General features: G+C 75.2%; 13 protein-coding genes. 5 read left to right on the forward strand and 8 right to left on the reverse strand.

Annotation, left to right across the window (positions count from 1 at the left end; translation table 11 throughout):
• Nucleotides 1-143 precede the first annotated feature (143 nt).
• Both ACQPW6_RS37980 and ACQPW6_RS37985 read left to right on the forward strand, forming a co-directional pair.
• Complete coding sequence (locus ACQPW6_RS37980) at nt 144-2,021, forward strand: ABC transporter ATP-binding protein (protein ID WP_433894276.1); 1,878 nt, start codon at nt 144-146, stop codon at nt 2,019-2,021.
• A complete protein-coding gene (locus ACQPW6_RS37985) occupies nt 2,021-3,868 on the forward strand; it encodes an ABC transporter ATP-binding protein (protein WP_433894277.1) in 1,848 nt (615 codons plus the stop codon). The genes ACQPW6_RS37980 and ACQPW6_RS37985 overlap by 1 nt, the downstream gene beginning before the upstream one ends.
• 38 nt (nt 3,869-3,906) lie before the next feature.
• Here ACQPW6_RS37985 and ACQPW6_RS37990 read toward each other — a convergent pair whose 3' ends face one another.
• Nucleotides 3,907-4,413, reverse strand: a complete 507-nt coding sequence (locus tag ACQPW6_RS37990) for a DUF1990 family protein (RefSeq protein WP_433894278.1) — start codon at nt 4,411-4,413, stop codon at nt 3,907-3,909.
• 160 nt (nt 4,414-4,573) lie between these two features.
• Here ACQPW6_RS37990 and ACQPW6_RS37995 point away from each other — a divergent pair, with 160 nt between their 5' ends.
• The gene (locus tag ACQPW6_RS37995; RefSeq protein ID WP_433894279.1) at nt 4,574-5,392 is read left to right on the forward strand and encodes an SAM-dependent methyltransferase; all 819 of its coding nucleotides are present in this window, start codon (nt 4,574-4,576) and stop codon (nt 5,390-5,392) included.
• A gap of 63 nt (nt 5,393-5,455) precedes the next feature.
• Nucleotides 5,456-6,196, forward strand: coding sequence for a class I SAM-dependent DNA methyltransferase (locus ACQPW6_RS38000; protein WP_433894280.1), 741 nt, complete (start codon nt 5,456-5,458; stop codon nt 6,194-6,196).
• Nucleotides 6,197-6,307: 111 nt separating this feature from the next.
• Here ACQPW6_RS38000 and ACQPW6_RS38005 read toward each other — a convergent pair whose 3' ends face one another.
• Complete coding sequence (locus ACQPW6_RS38005) at nt 6,308-6,484, reverse strand: hypothetical protein (protein ID WP_433894281.1); 177 nt, start codon at nt 6,482-6,484, stop codon at nt 6,308-6,310.
• Nucleotides 6,485-6,704: 220 nt separating this feature from the next.
• Between ACQPW6_RS38005 and ACQPW6_RS38010 the strand changes: the two genes are divergently transcribed.
• Nucleotides 6,705-7,346: a GPP34 family phosphoprotein gene (locus tag ACQPW6_RS38010; protein ID WP_433894282.1), complete on the forward strand. Its 642-nt coding sequence runs from the start codon at nt 6,705-6,707 to the stop codon at nt 7,344-7,346.
• Nucleotides 7,347-7,536: 190 nt separating this feature from the next.
• Here the strand turns inward: ACQPW6_RS38010 and ACQPW6_RS38015 are convergent, their stop codons facing one another.
• The 6 genes from ACQPW6_RS38015 to ACQPW6_RS38040 are packed head-to-tail and all read right to left on the reverse strand — an operon-like array spanning nt 7,537 to nt 14,865.
• Entirely contained in the window at nt 7,537-8,409 is an 873-nt protein-coding gene (locus ACQPW6_RS38015; RefSeq protein ID WP_433894792.1) for an HpcH/HpaI aldolase/citrate lyase family protein, read from the reverse strand.
• Nucleotides 8,410-8,429: 20 nt separating this feature from the next.
• A complete protein-coding gene (locus ACQPW6_RS38020) occupies nt 8,430-9,710 on the reverse strand; it encodes a CaiB/BaiF CoA transferase family protein (protein ID WP_433894283.1) in 1,281 nt (426 codons plus the stop codon).
• A gap of 56 nt (nt 9,711-9,766) precedes the next feature.
• Nucleotides 9,767-10,741: a ribokinase gene (locus ACQPW6_RS38025; protein ID WP_433894284.1), complete on the reverse strand. Its 975-nt coding sequence runs from the start codon at nt 10,739-10,741 to the stop codon at nt 9,767-9,769.
• The gene (locus ACQPW6_RS38030; protein ID WP_433894285.1) at nt 10,741-12,279 is read right to left on the reverse strand and encodes an ADP-ribosylglycohydrolase family protein; all 1,539 of its coding nucleotides are present in this window, start codon (nt 12,277-12,279) and stop codon (nt 10,741-10,743) included. Before ACQPW6_RS38030 ends, ACQPW6_RS38025 begins: the two co-directional genes overlap by 1 nt.
• Nucleotides 12,276-13,421, reverse strand: coding sequence for an ADP-ribosylglycohydrolase family protein (locus tag ACQPW6_RS38035; protein WP_433894286.1), 1,146 nt, complete (start codon nt 13,419-13,421; stop codon nt 12,276-12,278). The genes ACQPW6_RS38030 and ACQPW6_RS38035 overlap by 4 nt, the downstream gene beginning before the upstream one ends.
• Nucleotides 13,405-14,865, reverse strand: coding sequence for an ADP-ribosylglycohydrolase family protein (locus ACQPW6_RS38040; protein WP_433894793.1), 1,461 nt, complete (start codon nt 14,863-14,865; stop codon nt 13,405-13,407). The genes ACQPW6_RS38035 and ACQPW6_RS38040 overlap by 17 nt, the downstream gene beginning before the upstream one ends.
• Nucleotides 14,866-15,054 lie beyond the last annotated feature (189 nt).

The raw sequence follows: 15,054 nt of genomic DNA on the forward strand, positions 1-15,054 counted from the left end.
CAGAGGAGAAGGGGGTGTTGTCGATGGCTGCCCACCGCACTTCCCGCATGCGCGCATGCGGGGAACGAGCCGTCCACGCCACCCCGCCCACCGGTTGATCCGACACCGCACGCGCCGGTGGGCTCTCTCCTCAGGAGACCACCGTGCACTCGTATGTGCGCTTCACCGCGGCCGGAAGTCCGACCGCGCAGTCCTTGAAGAAACTCCGGCCCTATCTGCGGCCGCGCCGCCGGCAGCTGCTGGCCGTGTCCGCGCTGGCCGCCCTCGCCTCCCTGCTGGCACTCGCGATGCCCCAGGTCCTGAAGTGGATCGTGGACGGGCCGGTGGCGGCGCGCGACCCGCGTGGCGTCGCCCTCGGGGGCCTGGCACTGCTGCTGCTGGGCGCCGCCGAGGCGTCGGTCTTCGGCATCCGGCGCCGGCTGGCGGCCGCCCCGCTGGCCGGTATCGAGGCGGAGATGCGGGCCGACCTCCACCGGCACGTACAGCGGCTGCCGGTCGCCGCCCACGACGGCTGGACCAGCGGACAGCTGCTGTCCCGGGGCACCTCCGACCCGCAGGCCGTCCGCGCGTTCGTCGCCGGACCGCTGACGTTCCTGCCGGTGCACGCCGCCACCCTCGCGGTCGGAGCCGCGATCCTGCTCACCCAGCAGTGGCTGCTCGCCCTCATCGCGCTGGCACCCGTCCCGCTGCTGATCGCCGAGTCCTACCGGTTCGAGGCCGGCTACGCGAAGGCCACCCGCCGGGCCCAGGACCTGTCGGGCGATCTGACGACGGCGGTCCTGGAGTCGGTGGCGGGCATCCGCGTGACGAAGGGCTTCCGGCGCGGCGAGCACCAGACCGCCCGGTTCCGCGACCGGGCCCTGCTCCTGCGGGAGGCCGAACTGCACAAGGCCCGGCTGCTCGGCGCCATGTCGGCGCTCACCGGCGTGCTGCCGGGACTCGCGACGGCCGCCGCTCTGGCGGCGGGCGCGGTCCAGGTGGCACACGGGCACCTCTCGGTCGGATCGCTGCTGGCGTTCCTGGCGACGGTGGCCGCGCTGCGGCCGGCCATCGAGGGGGCGGGGGCGTCGCTGGCCGTGTGCCATGACGCGGCGGCGGCCACCGACCGCTATGTCGAGGTGCTCGGCCAACCGGTGATGGACGACGCGGTGATGGACGACGCGGTGATGGACGACACGGTGACGGACGACACGGTGACGGACGTCGGCCGACCGTCCGCGGGGGTCGGCGAGGACGGACCCGGTACCGGCCCGGCGCCCGGCGCGCCTCGTCCGCCGTGCCCCGCCGAACTCGTCTTCTCCGGGGTCGCCTTCCGCCATCCGGACGCCCCAGAAGGCGATCCGGCCGCGCTGCGGGAGGTCACCTTGCGTGTCGCACCCGGCGAGACACTGGCCGTGGTCGGCGCCACCGGAAGCGGCAAGACGACGCTCGCCGCCCTGGCCGCAGGCCTCTACGACCCCGTGGCGGGCCGGATCACCCTGGACGGCGCCGACCTCACCCGCATCCCGCGCGCCGAGCTGCGCGCCGCGGTGGCCGTGGCCTTCGACGAGCCGGTCCTGTTCTCCGGGACCGTCATGGACAACATCCTCATGGGCGCGCGGCCCGACACTGACGAGCTGGAGAAAGCCCTGCGGTCAGCGGGCGTCCACGAGTTCATGCACCGGCTTGCGGACGGCGGTCGCACGCGCGTCGGGGAAGGCGGCATGTCGCTGTCCGGCGGGCAGCGGCAGCGGATCGCCCTCGCACGGATCCTGGTCCGCCGGCCCCGGGTCGCGGTGCTCGACGATCCGCTGTCGGCCCTGGACACGCACACCGAGGCCCAGGTCCAAGGCGCGCTGCGCGAGGTATTGGCCTCCACCACCGCGCTGGTGGTCGCCCACCGGCTCTCCACCGTGCTGATGGCCGACCGGGTCGCCCTGCTGGCCGGCGGCCGGGTCGCCGCCGTCGGCACACACGAAGAGCTGCTGGACACCAGCCCGGCCTACGCGGCGCTCATGACGCCGGTCGAGACGGGGGTCTGATGCGCCCGACTTCGACGTCCGTCGTGCCGGCGGCACGAACCGGCGAGACCGGCGGCGAGCCTGCGGACCCGCTGGAGGCGGCGCCGCCGAAGGGCGCGGCCGGGCGCCTGCTGCGTTCCGTCCTGCGGCCCCACACCCGGCGCCTGTGGCTGGCCGCGGTGGCCGTCCTGCTGCAACAGGCCGCCGCGCTGGCCGGGCCGGTCGCCGTAGCCCTCACGATCGACCGGGCGGTCCCGGCGCTGCGGGCCGACGACGTACGGCCCCTCATCGCCGTCAGCGCCGGCTACGCGGGCTGCGTCGTGGCGGCCGGCCTGCTGCAGAGCGTGTTCATCCGGCTCTCCGTCCGCGTCGGGCAGGACGCGGTGACCGAACTCCGGGTGCGGCTGTTCTCCCACCTCCAGGGGCAGAGCCTGCGGTTCCACGACGAGCACGCCTCCGGCACGCTGGCCTCCCGGGCGTCGAGCGACGTCGAGGCGGTCCGCTCGCTCTTCGACAGCGGGATCGACCAGATCGTCACCGCCGCGGTGTCCCTGGTCTCCATCTCCGCGGTCCTGCTGGTGCTCGACTGGCGGCTCGGCTGCGCCGCGCTGGCCGCGATGGCACCGATCCAGCTGACCATGCGGTCCTTCCGCGGTCGCTCGCTCCAGGTCTACCGACGGCGGTCGGCCGCCGCCGCGGCGGCCTCGGCCGACATGAGCGAGACCTTCGCCGGCATCCGCACCGTCCAGGCGTTCCGCCTCGAACGCGCCAACGAGCGCCGCTTCGCCGGCCTCAACCAGCGGCTCAGGAAGGAGAACCGGCAGGCCGAGCGGGAGATGGCGCGCTATGTGACCTTCTCGCGGCTGGTCGCCAACACCGCCGTGGCGGGGCTCGTGCTGTGGGGCGGGTACCGAGTCGCGTCCGGCGCGCTGGAGTTGGGCAGCTACGCCGGTGTCGTGCTGTATCTGCGGGACCTCTACGACAAGCCGCTCAGGCTCGGCGGCGTCCTGGACGCCTACCAGTCGGCCACGGCCTCGCTCGGCAAGATCGCGGTGCTGCTGGCGATCGAGCCGACCGTCCTCGAACCCGCCCGCCCCGCCGCGCTGCCGGCGTCTGCCCGCCACCTCCCGGGGCGCCGGGTGAGATACGACGATGTCTCGTTCGCCTATGACGCGTGCCGTGACGTCCTGCGCGGCTTCGACCTCGACATCCCCGCCGGGCAGACGGTCGCCCTGATCGGCCCCTCCGGCGGCGGGAAGTCCACGCTGGCCAAGCTGCTGGCCCGGTTGCACGACTCGACCGGCGGCCGGGTGCTCCTGGACGGGGTCGACCTCCGCTCCCTCTCGGCGGGCGATCTGCGCGACAACCTGGTCATGGTCCCGCAGGAGGGCTTCCTCTTCTCCGGGACCGTCGCCGAGAACATCGCGTTCGCCCGTCCCGACGCGGGGCGCGACGAGATCCGGCGCGCCGCCGAGGCGGTCGGGGCCCATCGGTTCATCACCGCGCTGCGCGACGGCTACCAGACCGAAGTCGGCGGACGGGGCAGCCGTCTGTCGTCCGGGCAGCGGCAACTGATCGCCCTGGCACGGGTGTTCCTGGTGGACCCGGCCGTGATCGTGCTGGACGAGGCCACCTCCGTGATCGACATCCCGAGCGAGCGGGCGGTGCGGACCGCCATGCGCGCGGTGTTCGAAGGGCGCACGGTGCTCGTCATCGCCCACCGGATGTCGACCATCCAGATCGCCGACCGGGTGGTGGTGCTGTCCGACGGCCGCATCGTCGACGACCGCACGCCGGCCTCTCCGGGCGGCGAGGGCGATCCGCGAGCCGGCCGCATCCGTCTGGAGGGCGACGACCGCCACACGTAAGGGAGTTGATCGACCGGCAGCATCCCGGCCCGGTCAGGTCAGTCCGCCGCCGCGCCCGGCCGGGACAGCCGGCGCAGCACGCTGCCGTACCGCCGGGCGGCGGCCCGCTGCGCCAGTCGTCCCGCCGGACCGGCCGCCCGCACGTACCAGGCCGCCGGCCGGCTCAGCGCGAAGACCGTGAAGTCCACCGAGCCGTCAGGACGCCGCTGGACGAGGAACGACTCCTCGCCGCACTCGGGGTGCCCGGGAAGCGTCCCGTAGCCGTACCCGGCCCGGTCGTCCTCGCGTACCGTCCACACCACCTCGCACGGCGCCCGCAGCGGGCCGGCCCGCAGCACCACCCGCACACCGGGCGCGGCCGTCGGCGCGGTGGCCGTGACGCCGAGCGGCGTGGCCCGGTGCATCCGCCAGCCGAACAGCGCCTCGGTCGCGGCCTCGAAGCTGCCAGGGTCCAGCGGGGTGCGCACCCGCATCGAGTGGAATCCGGGCGGCACGGCGGCGCCGTCGGCGGTCATGCCCGCGGCGGCGTAGGTGAGTTCGGACATCCAGGCAACGTACCCGACGCACCCCCGGCCGCCGCGCCCGCGCCGGCAAGGCCGTCATCGAACTCTAAGATGCGTGCCGGGGCGGCGCGTTCGCGCACATCCGCGCCCGCGCGGTCCGGACGGCCCGGTGGGGGCACACGGAAGAAACAGGAGAACGACGTTGACCGACCAGGGATTCTCGGTGGACGAGATAGACACCAGCAGGCCACATCCGGCCCGCATGTACGACTACTACCTCGGCGGCAAGGACAACTACGAGATCGACCGCGAGGCCGCGCAGCATGTGATCGACCTGTTCCCGGACATCGTGCCCATGGCCCGCGGCAACCGGGAGTTCATGCACCGGGCGGTGCGGTACCTGGCGGAGAGCGGCATCAGGCAGGTCATCGACATCGGCACCGGCATTCCCACCTCGCCCAACACCCACCAGGTGGCGCACGAGGTGTCGCCCGAGGTCCGTGTCGCCTACGTCGACAACGACCCGATCGTGGCGACGTATGCCGGGGCGCACCTGCTGGGTTCCGGCAACACCGGCTTTCTCCTCGGTGATCTGCGCGACCCGGAGAGCATCCTGAACCATCCGACGGTGCGCGGCCTGATCGACTTCGGCCGGCCGGTCGGGCTGATGCTGATGGCCATCCTGCACTTCATCGGGGACGAGGAGGACCCGGCGGGGCTGGTCGCCGCCTACCACGACGCGCTCCCCGCCGGCAGCCACCTCGTCCTCAGCCACACGACCGGCGACTTCCACCAGCTTGACGGCGACGCGGGGGAGGCCCGGGACGTCTACCGGGACAAGGGCGCCACCGCCACCCTCACCCTGCGCTCCCACGAACAGGTGCTGGGCTTCTTCGACGGCTTCGAGCTGGTCGAACCCGGACTCGTCCAGCCGCCGCTGTGGCGTCCTGACGGCCCGGCGCCGACGGAGCAGGAACTGGCGCGCGTCGGTTTCTACGGCGGCGTCGGAGTCAAGCGCTGAGACAGAGCGGGGGGAGGTAAATGCGTCGACAGCGTCCCCCGGCACCCGGCAGAGTGGCCGCCCGTGACAAGTAGTGAACTGTGGACCCGTGCATCAGCCGAGCGTTACGACGCCGAGGACACCGAGATGTTCTCGGCCGCCGTTCTCGAACCGACGCTCGCTTTCCTCGCCGAGCTGGCCGGAGACGGCCGGGCGCTGGAGTTCGCCATCGGGACCGGTCGCGTGGGCATCCCGCTGCGGGAACGCGGCGTGCCGGTGGTGGGCATCGAACTGTCCGAGCACATGGCGGCGGTGCTGCGGCGCAGGATCGACGAGGACACGCTGCCGGTGGTCATCGGGGACATGGCCACGGCCGTCGTACCCGGCGAGTTCACCCTGGTGTACCTCGTCTACAACACCATCTCGAACCTGCTCACCCAGGACGAGCAGGTCGAGTGCTTCCGCAACGCCGCCCGCCATCTGGCGCCCGGCGGCCGATTCGTCATCGAGCTGGGCGTGCCGCCGCTACGGTTCCTGCCGCCCGGCCAGGTCGCGGTACCGTTCGACGTCTCCGAGCGGCACCTCGGCTTCGACACCTTCGACCTGGTCGAGCAGATCCTCGTCTCGCACCACTTCACCCGCGACGCCGAGGACGGCCGCTACCGCCGCGACAACTCCCGGCACCGCTACGCCTGGCCGGCAGAGCTCGACCTGATGGCGCGGATCGCCGGGCTCGAGCGGGAACGCCGGGTCGCGGACTGGGACGGGACGCCGTTCACCCAGGAGTCCGCGAAGCACATCTCCGTGTGGCGCAAGCCGACCTGAGGCCGGTGACCGGCCCGGCAACCCGCCGGACGAAGGCCGGTCCGGCCACACTGCGGCTGCCGGACTCCACCGGGGCGGCCCGCCGCGTGTCCGGCACGGGCGGGCGGCTTCTCAGAGCTGCCGGAGGTCTTCCAGGGGGATGCCGGTGATCTCGGCGACCTGCTTCTCGGCGGTACCGTGCGCCAGCGCTGCCGCGCTTTCGGCGCGCAGATCCTCCGCAGCGGCCTCCCGGGCCTCTTCGGCGTCCTCGTAGCGCTGGGCGGCAAGAATCAACTTCGGTTCGTTCACCCCCCATATGATGCCAGGCCGATGGGCCTCCCCCTCAGCAGGAACACGCTTCAACGCCCAGGTCCGGCGCCGGCTGCCGGAGCCGGCCGTGGCGGCGTGGGCGGCACGGGCGGACAATGGGAGCGCGGCCGGTCCAGGCGCGGCCGGCGCGGAAGAGCCGCCCCCGTCGCCCTTCGCGGGACGGCCGGTCCGCTCCGGATGCCTCACATGTGGAGCTCTCATGAGCACAGCGCGGGACCTGTTGACCATCACCACGACCCTCCCTTCCGACCGCCCGGTCGAGCAGGGCGACCTGTCACTGGCCCTCGCGGGGGCAGAGCTGTTCGACCTGCTCGACGCCGGGGCCGTCACCCTGGACGGGGACGACCTGATCGTGCCCGGCCCGCCGCAGGTCCCTGCCGATGACCGGCTGCTGGGCGAGGCGGCGGCGGCACTCGTCCGGGAGCCGCCGTACGAGTCGGTCGAGGACTGGCTGTGGCGCCGTGGCCGCGGCCTGGCCGCCGCCTACCGCGCCGGGGCGGCGCGGGCAGCACCGGCCGCCCGCCGTCGCCTCCTTCCGGGCCGCACCGAACCGGCGGAACCCGCCGCCTCGCCGGCCGCGCAGGAGGCGGCCGGCCGCTGGACCGCGGGCGATCCCGTCCTCACCGGTCTCGCCGCCGCCCTCGGCATCCGCGACGTGCCGGCCGCCGAGGAGGCGGAAGGTGCGGCGGCCGAGGTGGCCGGCCAGACCGCGGCAGCCGAGGACGACGTGCTGGCGGCCGTCCTTTCCGCCGTCAACGGGGCCGTGACGGAACTGGAGGGCGTCCGCCAGCGCCGGAGCGTCGAGACTGCCGCCTTCGACAACATCTGGCGGGCCCTGTGACCCGGGACGGCCTCTCCCAGAAGGAGTCGGGGTAGGGAGATCTCTCCTCTGTGCAGCGCATTCGCAGTCCGCCATCCGCCACCACTGCCCAGGCCACCACCCCGCCCGCGCCGTACATGTGTCCGTGGATGCTGCCCGACGGGGCGCACGGCGGTGGGGCGCCCGTTCGGCGCACCCCACCGCGCCCCCGTCACCCGCCCGCGCGAGAGGCGAGCGCCAGCACCCGCTGCGCGCCCGCCACCACCGCGGGATCGATGAACCGGCCGTCGGGCAGCGCCATGGCGCCCGGCGACTCGGCCGCCGCCCGCACGGTCTCCCGGGCAGCGGCGATCTCCGGCGGCGAGGGCAGGTAGGCCCGTTCGATGACCGGCAGTTGGCGCGGGTGTATCGCGGCCCGGCCGAGAAAGCCGAGCGCCCGGCCGCGGCGGCAGGAGGCGTCGAGCCCTTCCAGGTCGCGGACGTCCGGGTAGACGGACTGGGCCGGCGGGGCCAGCCCCGCCGCCCGGGCCGCCACCACGATCCGCGCCCGGGGCCAGCCGAGCGCCTCCTCGTCCGTCAGACCGAGGTCGGCCCGCAGGTCCGCCTCGCCGAGCGCGATGCCGTGCACGGCGGGGTCGGCGCCGGCGATGGCGAAGGCGTTCTCCACGCCCAGTGCCGACTCCAGCAGCGGATACAGCCCGGGTACGGCCGCACCCGGGGCGAGTTCGCGGCAGCGGCGCACCACGGCGGTCACCTGGTCGGCGGCGCCGACCTTCGGCAGCCGCAGCCCGCCGAGGCCGGGCAGCCCGGCCAGCGTGGCGAGGTCGTCGGCGAAGAGAGGACCGCCCAGCGCGTTGACCCGGACGTGGATCCGGGCCGGCCCGGGCGCCGGCTCCGACAGCAACTCCGCCGTGGCCGCCCTCGCATACGCCTTCCGGTCGGCCCGGACGGCGTCCTCCAGGTCCACCAGCACCACGTCCGCGCCGGAGCGCAGCGCCTTGGCCACCACGTCGGGGCGGTCACCGGGTGCGTAGAGCCAGGTCAGGGCGATGCCCGGCCGGTCCGGTGCGGCGGTGACGGTGATCTTCCCGTCGACTCCGGTACTCACAGCGCCCCCTCCTCCCGCAGTGCGTCGATCTGCGGCCCGCTGAGGCCGAGTTCGGTCAGTACGGCCGTGGTGTCCGCGCCGTGCGGACGGCCGCCCCAGCGGATCGCGCCGGGGGTCGCGGACAGCCGGAAGAGCACGTTCTGCATCCTGATCGGCCCCAACTCCTCGTCCTCGACGCTCGCCACCGTGCCGAGCGCCTGGAACTGCGGATCGGCCAGCACGTCCCGCACGTCGTATATCGGGGCGACGGCCGCCTGCGCCTTCTCGAACGCGGCCACCACCTCCTCCCGGTCGTGCCGGGCTATCCAGCCGCCCACCGCCGCGTCGATCTCGTCGGCGTGCGCGGCCCGCCCGGTGCCGCTGGCGAACCACGGCTCGTCGATGAACCCCGGGTGGCCGACCAGCCGCATCACCCGCTCGGCCACCGACTGCGCCGAGGACGACACCGCCAGCCAGCTGCCGTCGGCCGTCCGATACGTGTTGCGCGGCGCGTTGTTGGTGGAGCGATTGCCCAACCTCGGCTGGACATAGCCCAGTTGGTCGTACCAGAGCAGCTGCGGGCCGAGCACGGCGAGCATCGGCTCGATGATCGCCATGTCCACCACCTGCCCGCCGCCGGTGCGGTCGCGGCCGGCCAGCGCCGTCATCACCGCGTATCCGGTGGCCAGCGCGGCGACGGAGTCGGCCAGGCCGAACGGCGGCAGCGTCGGCGGGCCGTCCGGCTCGCCGGTGGTGGCCGCGAAGCCGCTCATCGCCTCGGCCAGGGTGCCGAAGCCGGGCCGGGACGCGTACGGGCCGAACTGGCCGAAGCCCGTCACCCGGGCGAGCACCAGACGCGGGTTGACCGCTGACAGCTCCTCCCAGCCCAGGTCCCACTTCTCCAGCGTGCCCGGCCGGAAGTTCTCGATGATCACATCCGCCGACGCGGCAAGCTTGAGCAGCACGTCACGGCCGCCGGGCGTGGACAGGTCGAGGGTGAGGTTGCGCTTGTTGCGGCCGAGGTGCTTCCACCACAGGCCGACGCCGTCCTTGCTCGGGCCGTGGCCGCGCGACGGGTCCGGCTTGCGCGGGTGCTCGACCTTGATCACCTCGGCGCCGAAGTCACCGAGCAGGGTCGCGGCGATCGGTCCGGCGAAGAGGGTGGCCAGGTCGATCACCCTGAGCCCGGCGAGCGGGCCGGGGCCGCCGCCGGGTGGAGGAGTGGAGGTGCCGGCGGGGCGGGAGGAGGTCGGTCGGACGGGGGTGGAAGGCCGTTGCTCCGGAATCGGGTCGGGCATGGGAACTCCCTCGGACGGTGCGGACTTCACTGCGTGCGGTATCGCGGGGCGCGGCTTCACTTGGTGCCGGCCTGTTCGCCGTCAGGCACAGCGGCGGCGGGTGCGGTGCCGGCGGTCGCCGCGCGGGCGTCGATGGCCGGGCGGTCCGGCATCGACGAGGAGGCGCCCGGCCGTTCGACGGAGAGCGCCGAGGCGGCCGTCGCCCACGCCAGCGCGTCGGGCATCGCCCGGCCCTCGCCGAGCGCGACGGCAAGGGCCCCGGCGAAGGTGTCGCCGGCCGCCGTGGTGTCCACCGCGTCGGCCCGCTGCGCCGGCACCAGCAGCGGTTCCCGGCCGCGCGCGGCGTAGAGGCAGCCCGCCGCGCCCAGCGTGATGACGATCTCCGGTACCGCGTCGAGCAGTTCGCGGGCGGCGGCACGCGGATCGCGGTGGCCGCTCAGCGCGGCGGCCTCGTGCTCGTTGGGCACCAGCAGGTCGGTGGCCGACAGCAGCCCGTCCGGCAGCGGCTGCGCCGGAGCCGGGGTCAGCACGGTCCGCACCCCCTGCCTGCGGGCCGACCGGGCGCCGGCCAGCACCCCGTCGAGCGGCAGTTCGAGCTGGAGCAGCAGCGTGCCGGCCGCGCCGATCGCCTGCTCGTCCTGTGCGGTGAGCGAGGTGACGGTGCCGTTGGCGGCCGGCATCACGACGATGGCGTTGTCCCCGGCGCCGTCCACCACGATGTGCGCGGTGCCGCTGGCGCCCGGCACGGTGCGCAGCAGGCAGGTGTCCACGCCCGCGCCGTCCAGCGCGGCGCGCAGCCGCGGGCCGAAGTCGTCGTCGCCGACCGCGCCGATCATGCGGACCGCGCCGCCCGCGCGAGCCGCCGCGATGGCCTGGTTGGCGCCCTTGCCGCCGGCGACGGTACGGAACGACTCCCCGGTGACGGTCTCGCCGCGGGCGGGCGCCACCCGCGTGTACGCCACCAGGTCCATGTTGGCGCTGCCGAGTACGACGATCCGGGCCCGGCGCGGTGCGGCGAGTTGGCTGCTCATCAGGGGCCTTCCTGCGGGTAGGCGTGGACGCTGTCCCGCGCCGGCGCGCGGTCGGCGGCGGAGTCGGCTTCCGGTTCCGTCCCCGTCTCCGTTTCCGGAGAGGTGACGGCGACGGCGGCGGTGCGCCGGGCCAGGACGTCGAAGCCGACGCCGTCGAGACCGCCGACGGTGGTGGACAGCCGGTTCTTCAGCGGACCGGTCCAGCGGTCGGGCAGCGCGCCGGGCGAGCCGGCCAGCAGCCCGGCCACCGAGCCGGCCGTGGCGCCGTTGGAGTCGGTGTCCCAACCGCCGGAGACCACCCGGCAGATGGAGCCGGTGAAGTCGCCGTCGGCGTGGGTGAGCGCGGCCGCCAGCAGCGCGGAGTTGGGCAGCACGTGCACCCAGTGGTGGTCGCCGTACTCGGCGTGCAGCGCGTCCACGACGGTCGCGAAGCCCTCGGCGGTACCGGACGGCTCGGCCCGCGCCGCCTCGATGCCGAAGCGCACGGCGCGGGCCAGCCGCGACCGGGCCGGAACCACCTGGAGGCCGGCCGCCAGGCAGGCGTGCACGTCGGTGCCGCCGCCGGCCGCGCGGGCGACGACGGCCGCGGCGAACATCGCCCCGTACACGCCGTTGGCGGTGTGCGTCAGCACCGCGTCCCGCCACGCCTCGTCGGCGGCGGCGCGCGGGTCGCCGGGGTGGGTCCAGCCGAAGACGTCGGCGCGGATCAGGGCGCCGATCCACTCGCGGAACGGATTGCGCCGGGTCGCGGTCCGCGGCGGCTCCACCCCGTCCAGCAGGTTGCGGTACGCGACCCGCTCGGCGGTGAACGTACGGCCGGCCGGCAGCTCGTCCAGCCACAGCTTCGCGACGTCGGCGGTGCCGAAGCCGTGGCCGTGGGACTCGAGCAACAGCAGCGCCAGCAGCGGGTAGTTGAGGTCGTCGTCCTCCGGCATCCCGTCGATGTTCTCGGCGAGCGAGGTGGGGCGGCTGCGCCGGTTCCACGGATACCGGGCGGCGATCCGCGGGTCGAGCCCGGCCTCGGTGAACCAGCTGCGCAGCGGCCAGTTGCCGGTGCCGGCGGCGATGGCCCTGATGCCGTCGAGCGGCAGCTTCTCCACGGGCTTGCCCAGCAGGCAGCCCGCCGCCCGGCCCAGCCAGCCGGCCTCCAGCCGCTCGGCGAGCGTCCCGGACCCGGCCACCGGCACGGCGGCCGGTGGCTGCGGCGCCGCGGCGTGCAGCGCGTCCAGTGCGGTCGGCTCGTCGGCGGCCAACGGGCTTGCGATGCCGTCGAGTTCGTCGAGCAGCGACTCGGCGAACGCCCGCAGCCGCGGCTCGACCGGCCCCGGCGAGGCCCCGGCCCGCTCCGGAGCGAGGTGCCCCCCGGCCACGAGCCACCGCCGCCGAATCTCGGCGGCGCCCTCCTCCCGCCCGTCCTCCACGGCCTGCCGCAGCTCGTGCCCGACCAGGTCCTCCGGCTGCACCCAGGTCAGCCGCAGTTCGGGGTACGGGCCTGGCGGCCGGGCCGAACTCCCGCCGTCGGCGGGCGGGGTGGTCATCGGACCTCCGCGAGGGCGGTGAACGCCGCCTCGTGGGCGCGGCGCCTCGCCGTGTCGCGGGCGAAGACCTCCCGGGTGACCTCGGCCAGTTCGGCCGCCGGCCCGTGCAGGTCGAGGCGGCTGGCCCGGATCACCTCGTCGCTCCAGCCGGCGGGCACCGCCCCCGTGCCGCCGAGCGCGCCGGCGATCGCGCCGCTCATGGTGGCGATCGAGTCGCAGTCCCTGCCGTAGTTCACCGAGCCGAGCACCGCCGGTTCGAAAGCGCCGTCGGCCACCAGCAACAGGCCGAGCGCCACCGGGAGTTCCTCGATGGAGTGCAGCCGGGACGGCCGCCGGGCGCCGAGCGACGGCTCCCGGTAGCGCGGGCCCACCGTGTCGAAGGGGGCGACGGCCTCGCGCAGCGGGGCCAGTGCCTCCTCCCAGTCGTCGTACCCGGCGGCCCGCTCGCAGACCGCCTCGACGGCCGCGCGGGTGCCGTCCTTGGCGAGCGCCAGCGCCTGGTCCACCACCGACCTGGCGGTGGCGCCCGGGGCGAACGCCGCCGCGACGGCCGCGGCGAAGACCCCCGCCGCCTCCCGCCCGTAGGACGACTGGTGCGGCGCGGCCACCTCCAGCGCCTCGGCGTAAGCGGCGGCCGGATTGCCCGCGTTGACCACGCCGACCGGTGCCATGTACATCGCGGCCCCGCAGTTGACGATGTTGCCGACGCCGGCCTCCCGCGGGTCCACGTGCCCGTAGTGCAGCCGGGCGACGATCCACTTCTCGGCCAGGAAGATCCGCTGCAGCGGCAGCGCCTCCGCCTCCAGCTCCGGAATCCAGCGGGGCGTGCCGATCAGGTCGGGCACCAGGTGGTCGGCGACGCTGTACGCGTCGAGGTGGTCGCGGACCTTGGTGTAGACCCGCACCAGCGCCTGCGTCATCAGGGTGTCGTCGGTGACGTGCCCGTCACCCTTGTGGTAGGGCGCGATCGGGCGGGCGGTGCGCCACTCCTCGTGGAACGGGCCGACGATGCCGCGCACCCGTCCGCCGTGCCGTTCCACTATCTGCTCGGGCGTCCAGCCCTCGACCGGGCCGCCGAGGGCGTCGCCGACGGCGGCACCGACCAGGCAGCCGGTGATCCGGTCCTCAAGCGTCGTTTTCATGGGTTGCGAGTCCTTCCTTGAGGTTGACGGCGGGTTCGACGCCGGCCAGCCGGGCGGCCAGCTCCACGAGGTCGAGGCCGGCCAGCCGCGGCAGCGCGCAGCCGGCCAGGGTCCGGCAGGCGTTCCGCCAGGAGTCGGGCAGCTCGCCGATGCCGCCGAGCGCGCCGGCCAGCGCGCCCGCCAGCGCCGGGGCGGAGTCCGCGACGCGGGACAGGCAGGCGGCGGCCGGCACCGCCTCGTCCACCGCGCCGCCCGAGGCGAGCACCAGGGCCAGCGCCACCGGTACGGTCTCCGCGGCGGCGATGCCGTAGCTGTAGACGTGGTCGACGATCTGGTGCTCCAGCAGCGGGATCAGACCGAACGCCAGGCCGTGCGCCCGGGAGGATTCCGCGCGGGCGGCCTGGGCGAGGGCCACGGCGTGCCCGGCGTTGCGGGCGATCTCGGTGCCGGCCGGGAGCTGGCCGAGCGCGGCCTGCACGCAGTCGGCCACCGGGGCGCCGGCCAGTGCCAGGCTGACGGCCGCGGCCATCGCGCGGGCGCCGTGCACCCCGTCCTCGTCCTGGGTGTACCGGGCGTCGTACTCGGCCAGGTCGGCCGCGGCGGCCGGATCGCCCGGGTGGACGACGGCCAGCACGCAGGCCCGCCCGCAGGCGGCGTCGTCGAAGAAGTGCGGGTTGTCGTGGCCGGTGGCCGGCGGGCGCAGCCCGGTGGCGAGGTTGCCGAGCCCGGCGCGTACCGAGATACGGGCGCGCAGCGGCATCACGGCGGACTCGACCTCGGGGGCGCGGGCCGCGGCCGAGGAGATCTCGGCGGCCAGCGACATCCAGGCCAGGTCCACGGAGGACCGCACCCGGCGGTCCCGGCTGAGGTCGCTGAGCTGCGCCGCCCGCGCGGCGAGCACGGCCTCCGCGGTGAACGCGGCCCACTCGGCGTCGTCGGACGGGCCGAGCCGCAGCGGCTCCGGCGGCTGGTTGAGGGCGATCGGCACGGGCAGCGTGGTGGTGGCGTTCTGCTCGGCGAAGGTGTCGAGCTCCCGGGTCAGCCGCCGCGTCCACTCGGGCATCCGCGCGGCCCGGTGCCGGGCCGCCGGCCACCCCGCGGCGTCGCCGGCGGCGAGCCCGAGCAACAGCCCCTCGATCCGCCCGGCCGCGTCCGCCCCCGGGTCCCCGTCGCCGCCGCCACCGCACACGGTCCCGGGCAAGGCGCCGTCCTGACGCCCCGCCCGTTCCGCGCTGCCGGTCGTCACCGAGCCGGACGCGCGCCCGCCGTCGGCGGGTCGCCGGGCCCCCGGTGTGCGCGCGGTCAGCGTGCCGCTACGGGTGGCCGGTTCGGCCGTCGGGCCGTGGCGGTGGGTCGCCGTGGACGGTCCCTCGGCGCGATGCGCCTCGCCCGTGCGGGTGGTCGGTGCGGCATCGGCGCCGTCCTCCGGCTCGGAGGTGCGCACCGCGGGTCCGGCGCGGCGGGCGTCCGGCCGGTCGGTCGCGCCGACGCGGAGGGACGGCGCCGGCGGCCCTTCGTGGCGTTCCGCCTCGCCCGTGCGGGCGGCCCGGGCGGCGTCGGGGCTCCGGGCGCCGGGTGCGCGCGTCGCGTGGCCGCCGCCGAGGGCGCCCGGCCGGTCGGGCGCGCCGAGGCG

Source organism: Streptomyces sp. CA-111067 (genome assembly GCF_050956065.1).
Taxonomy (GTDB): Bacteria; Actinomycetota; Actinomycetes; order Streptomycetales; family Streptomycetaceae; genus Actinacidiphila.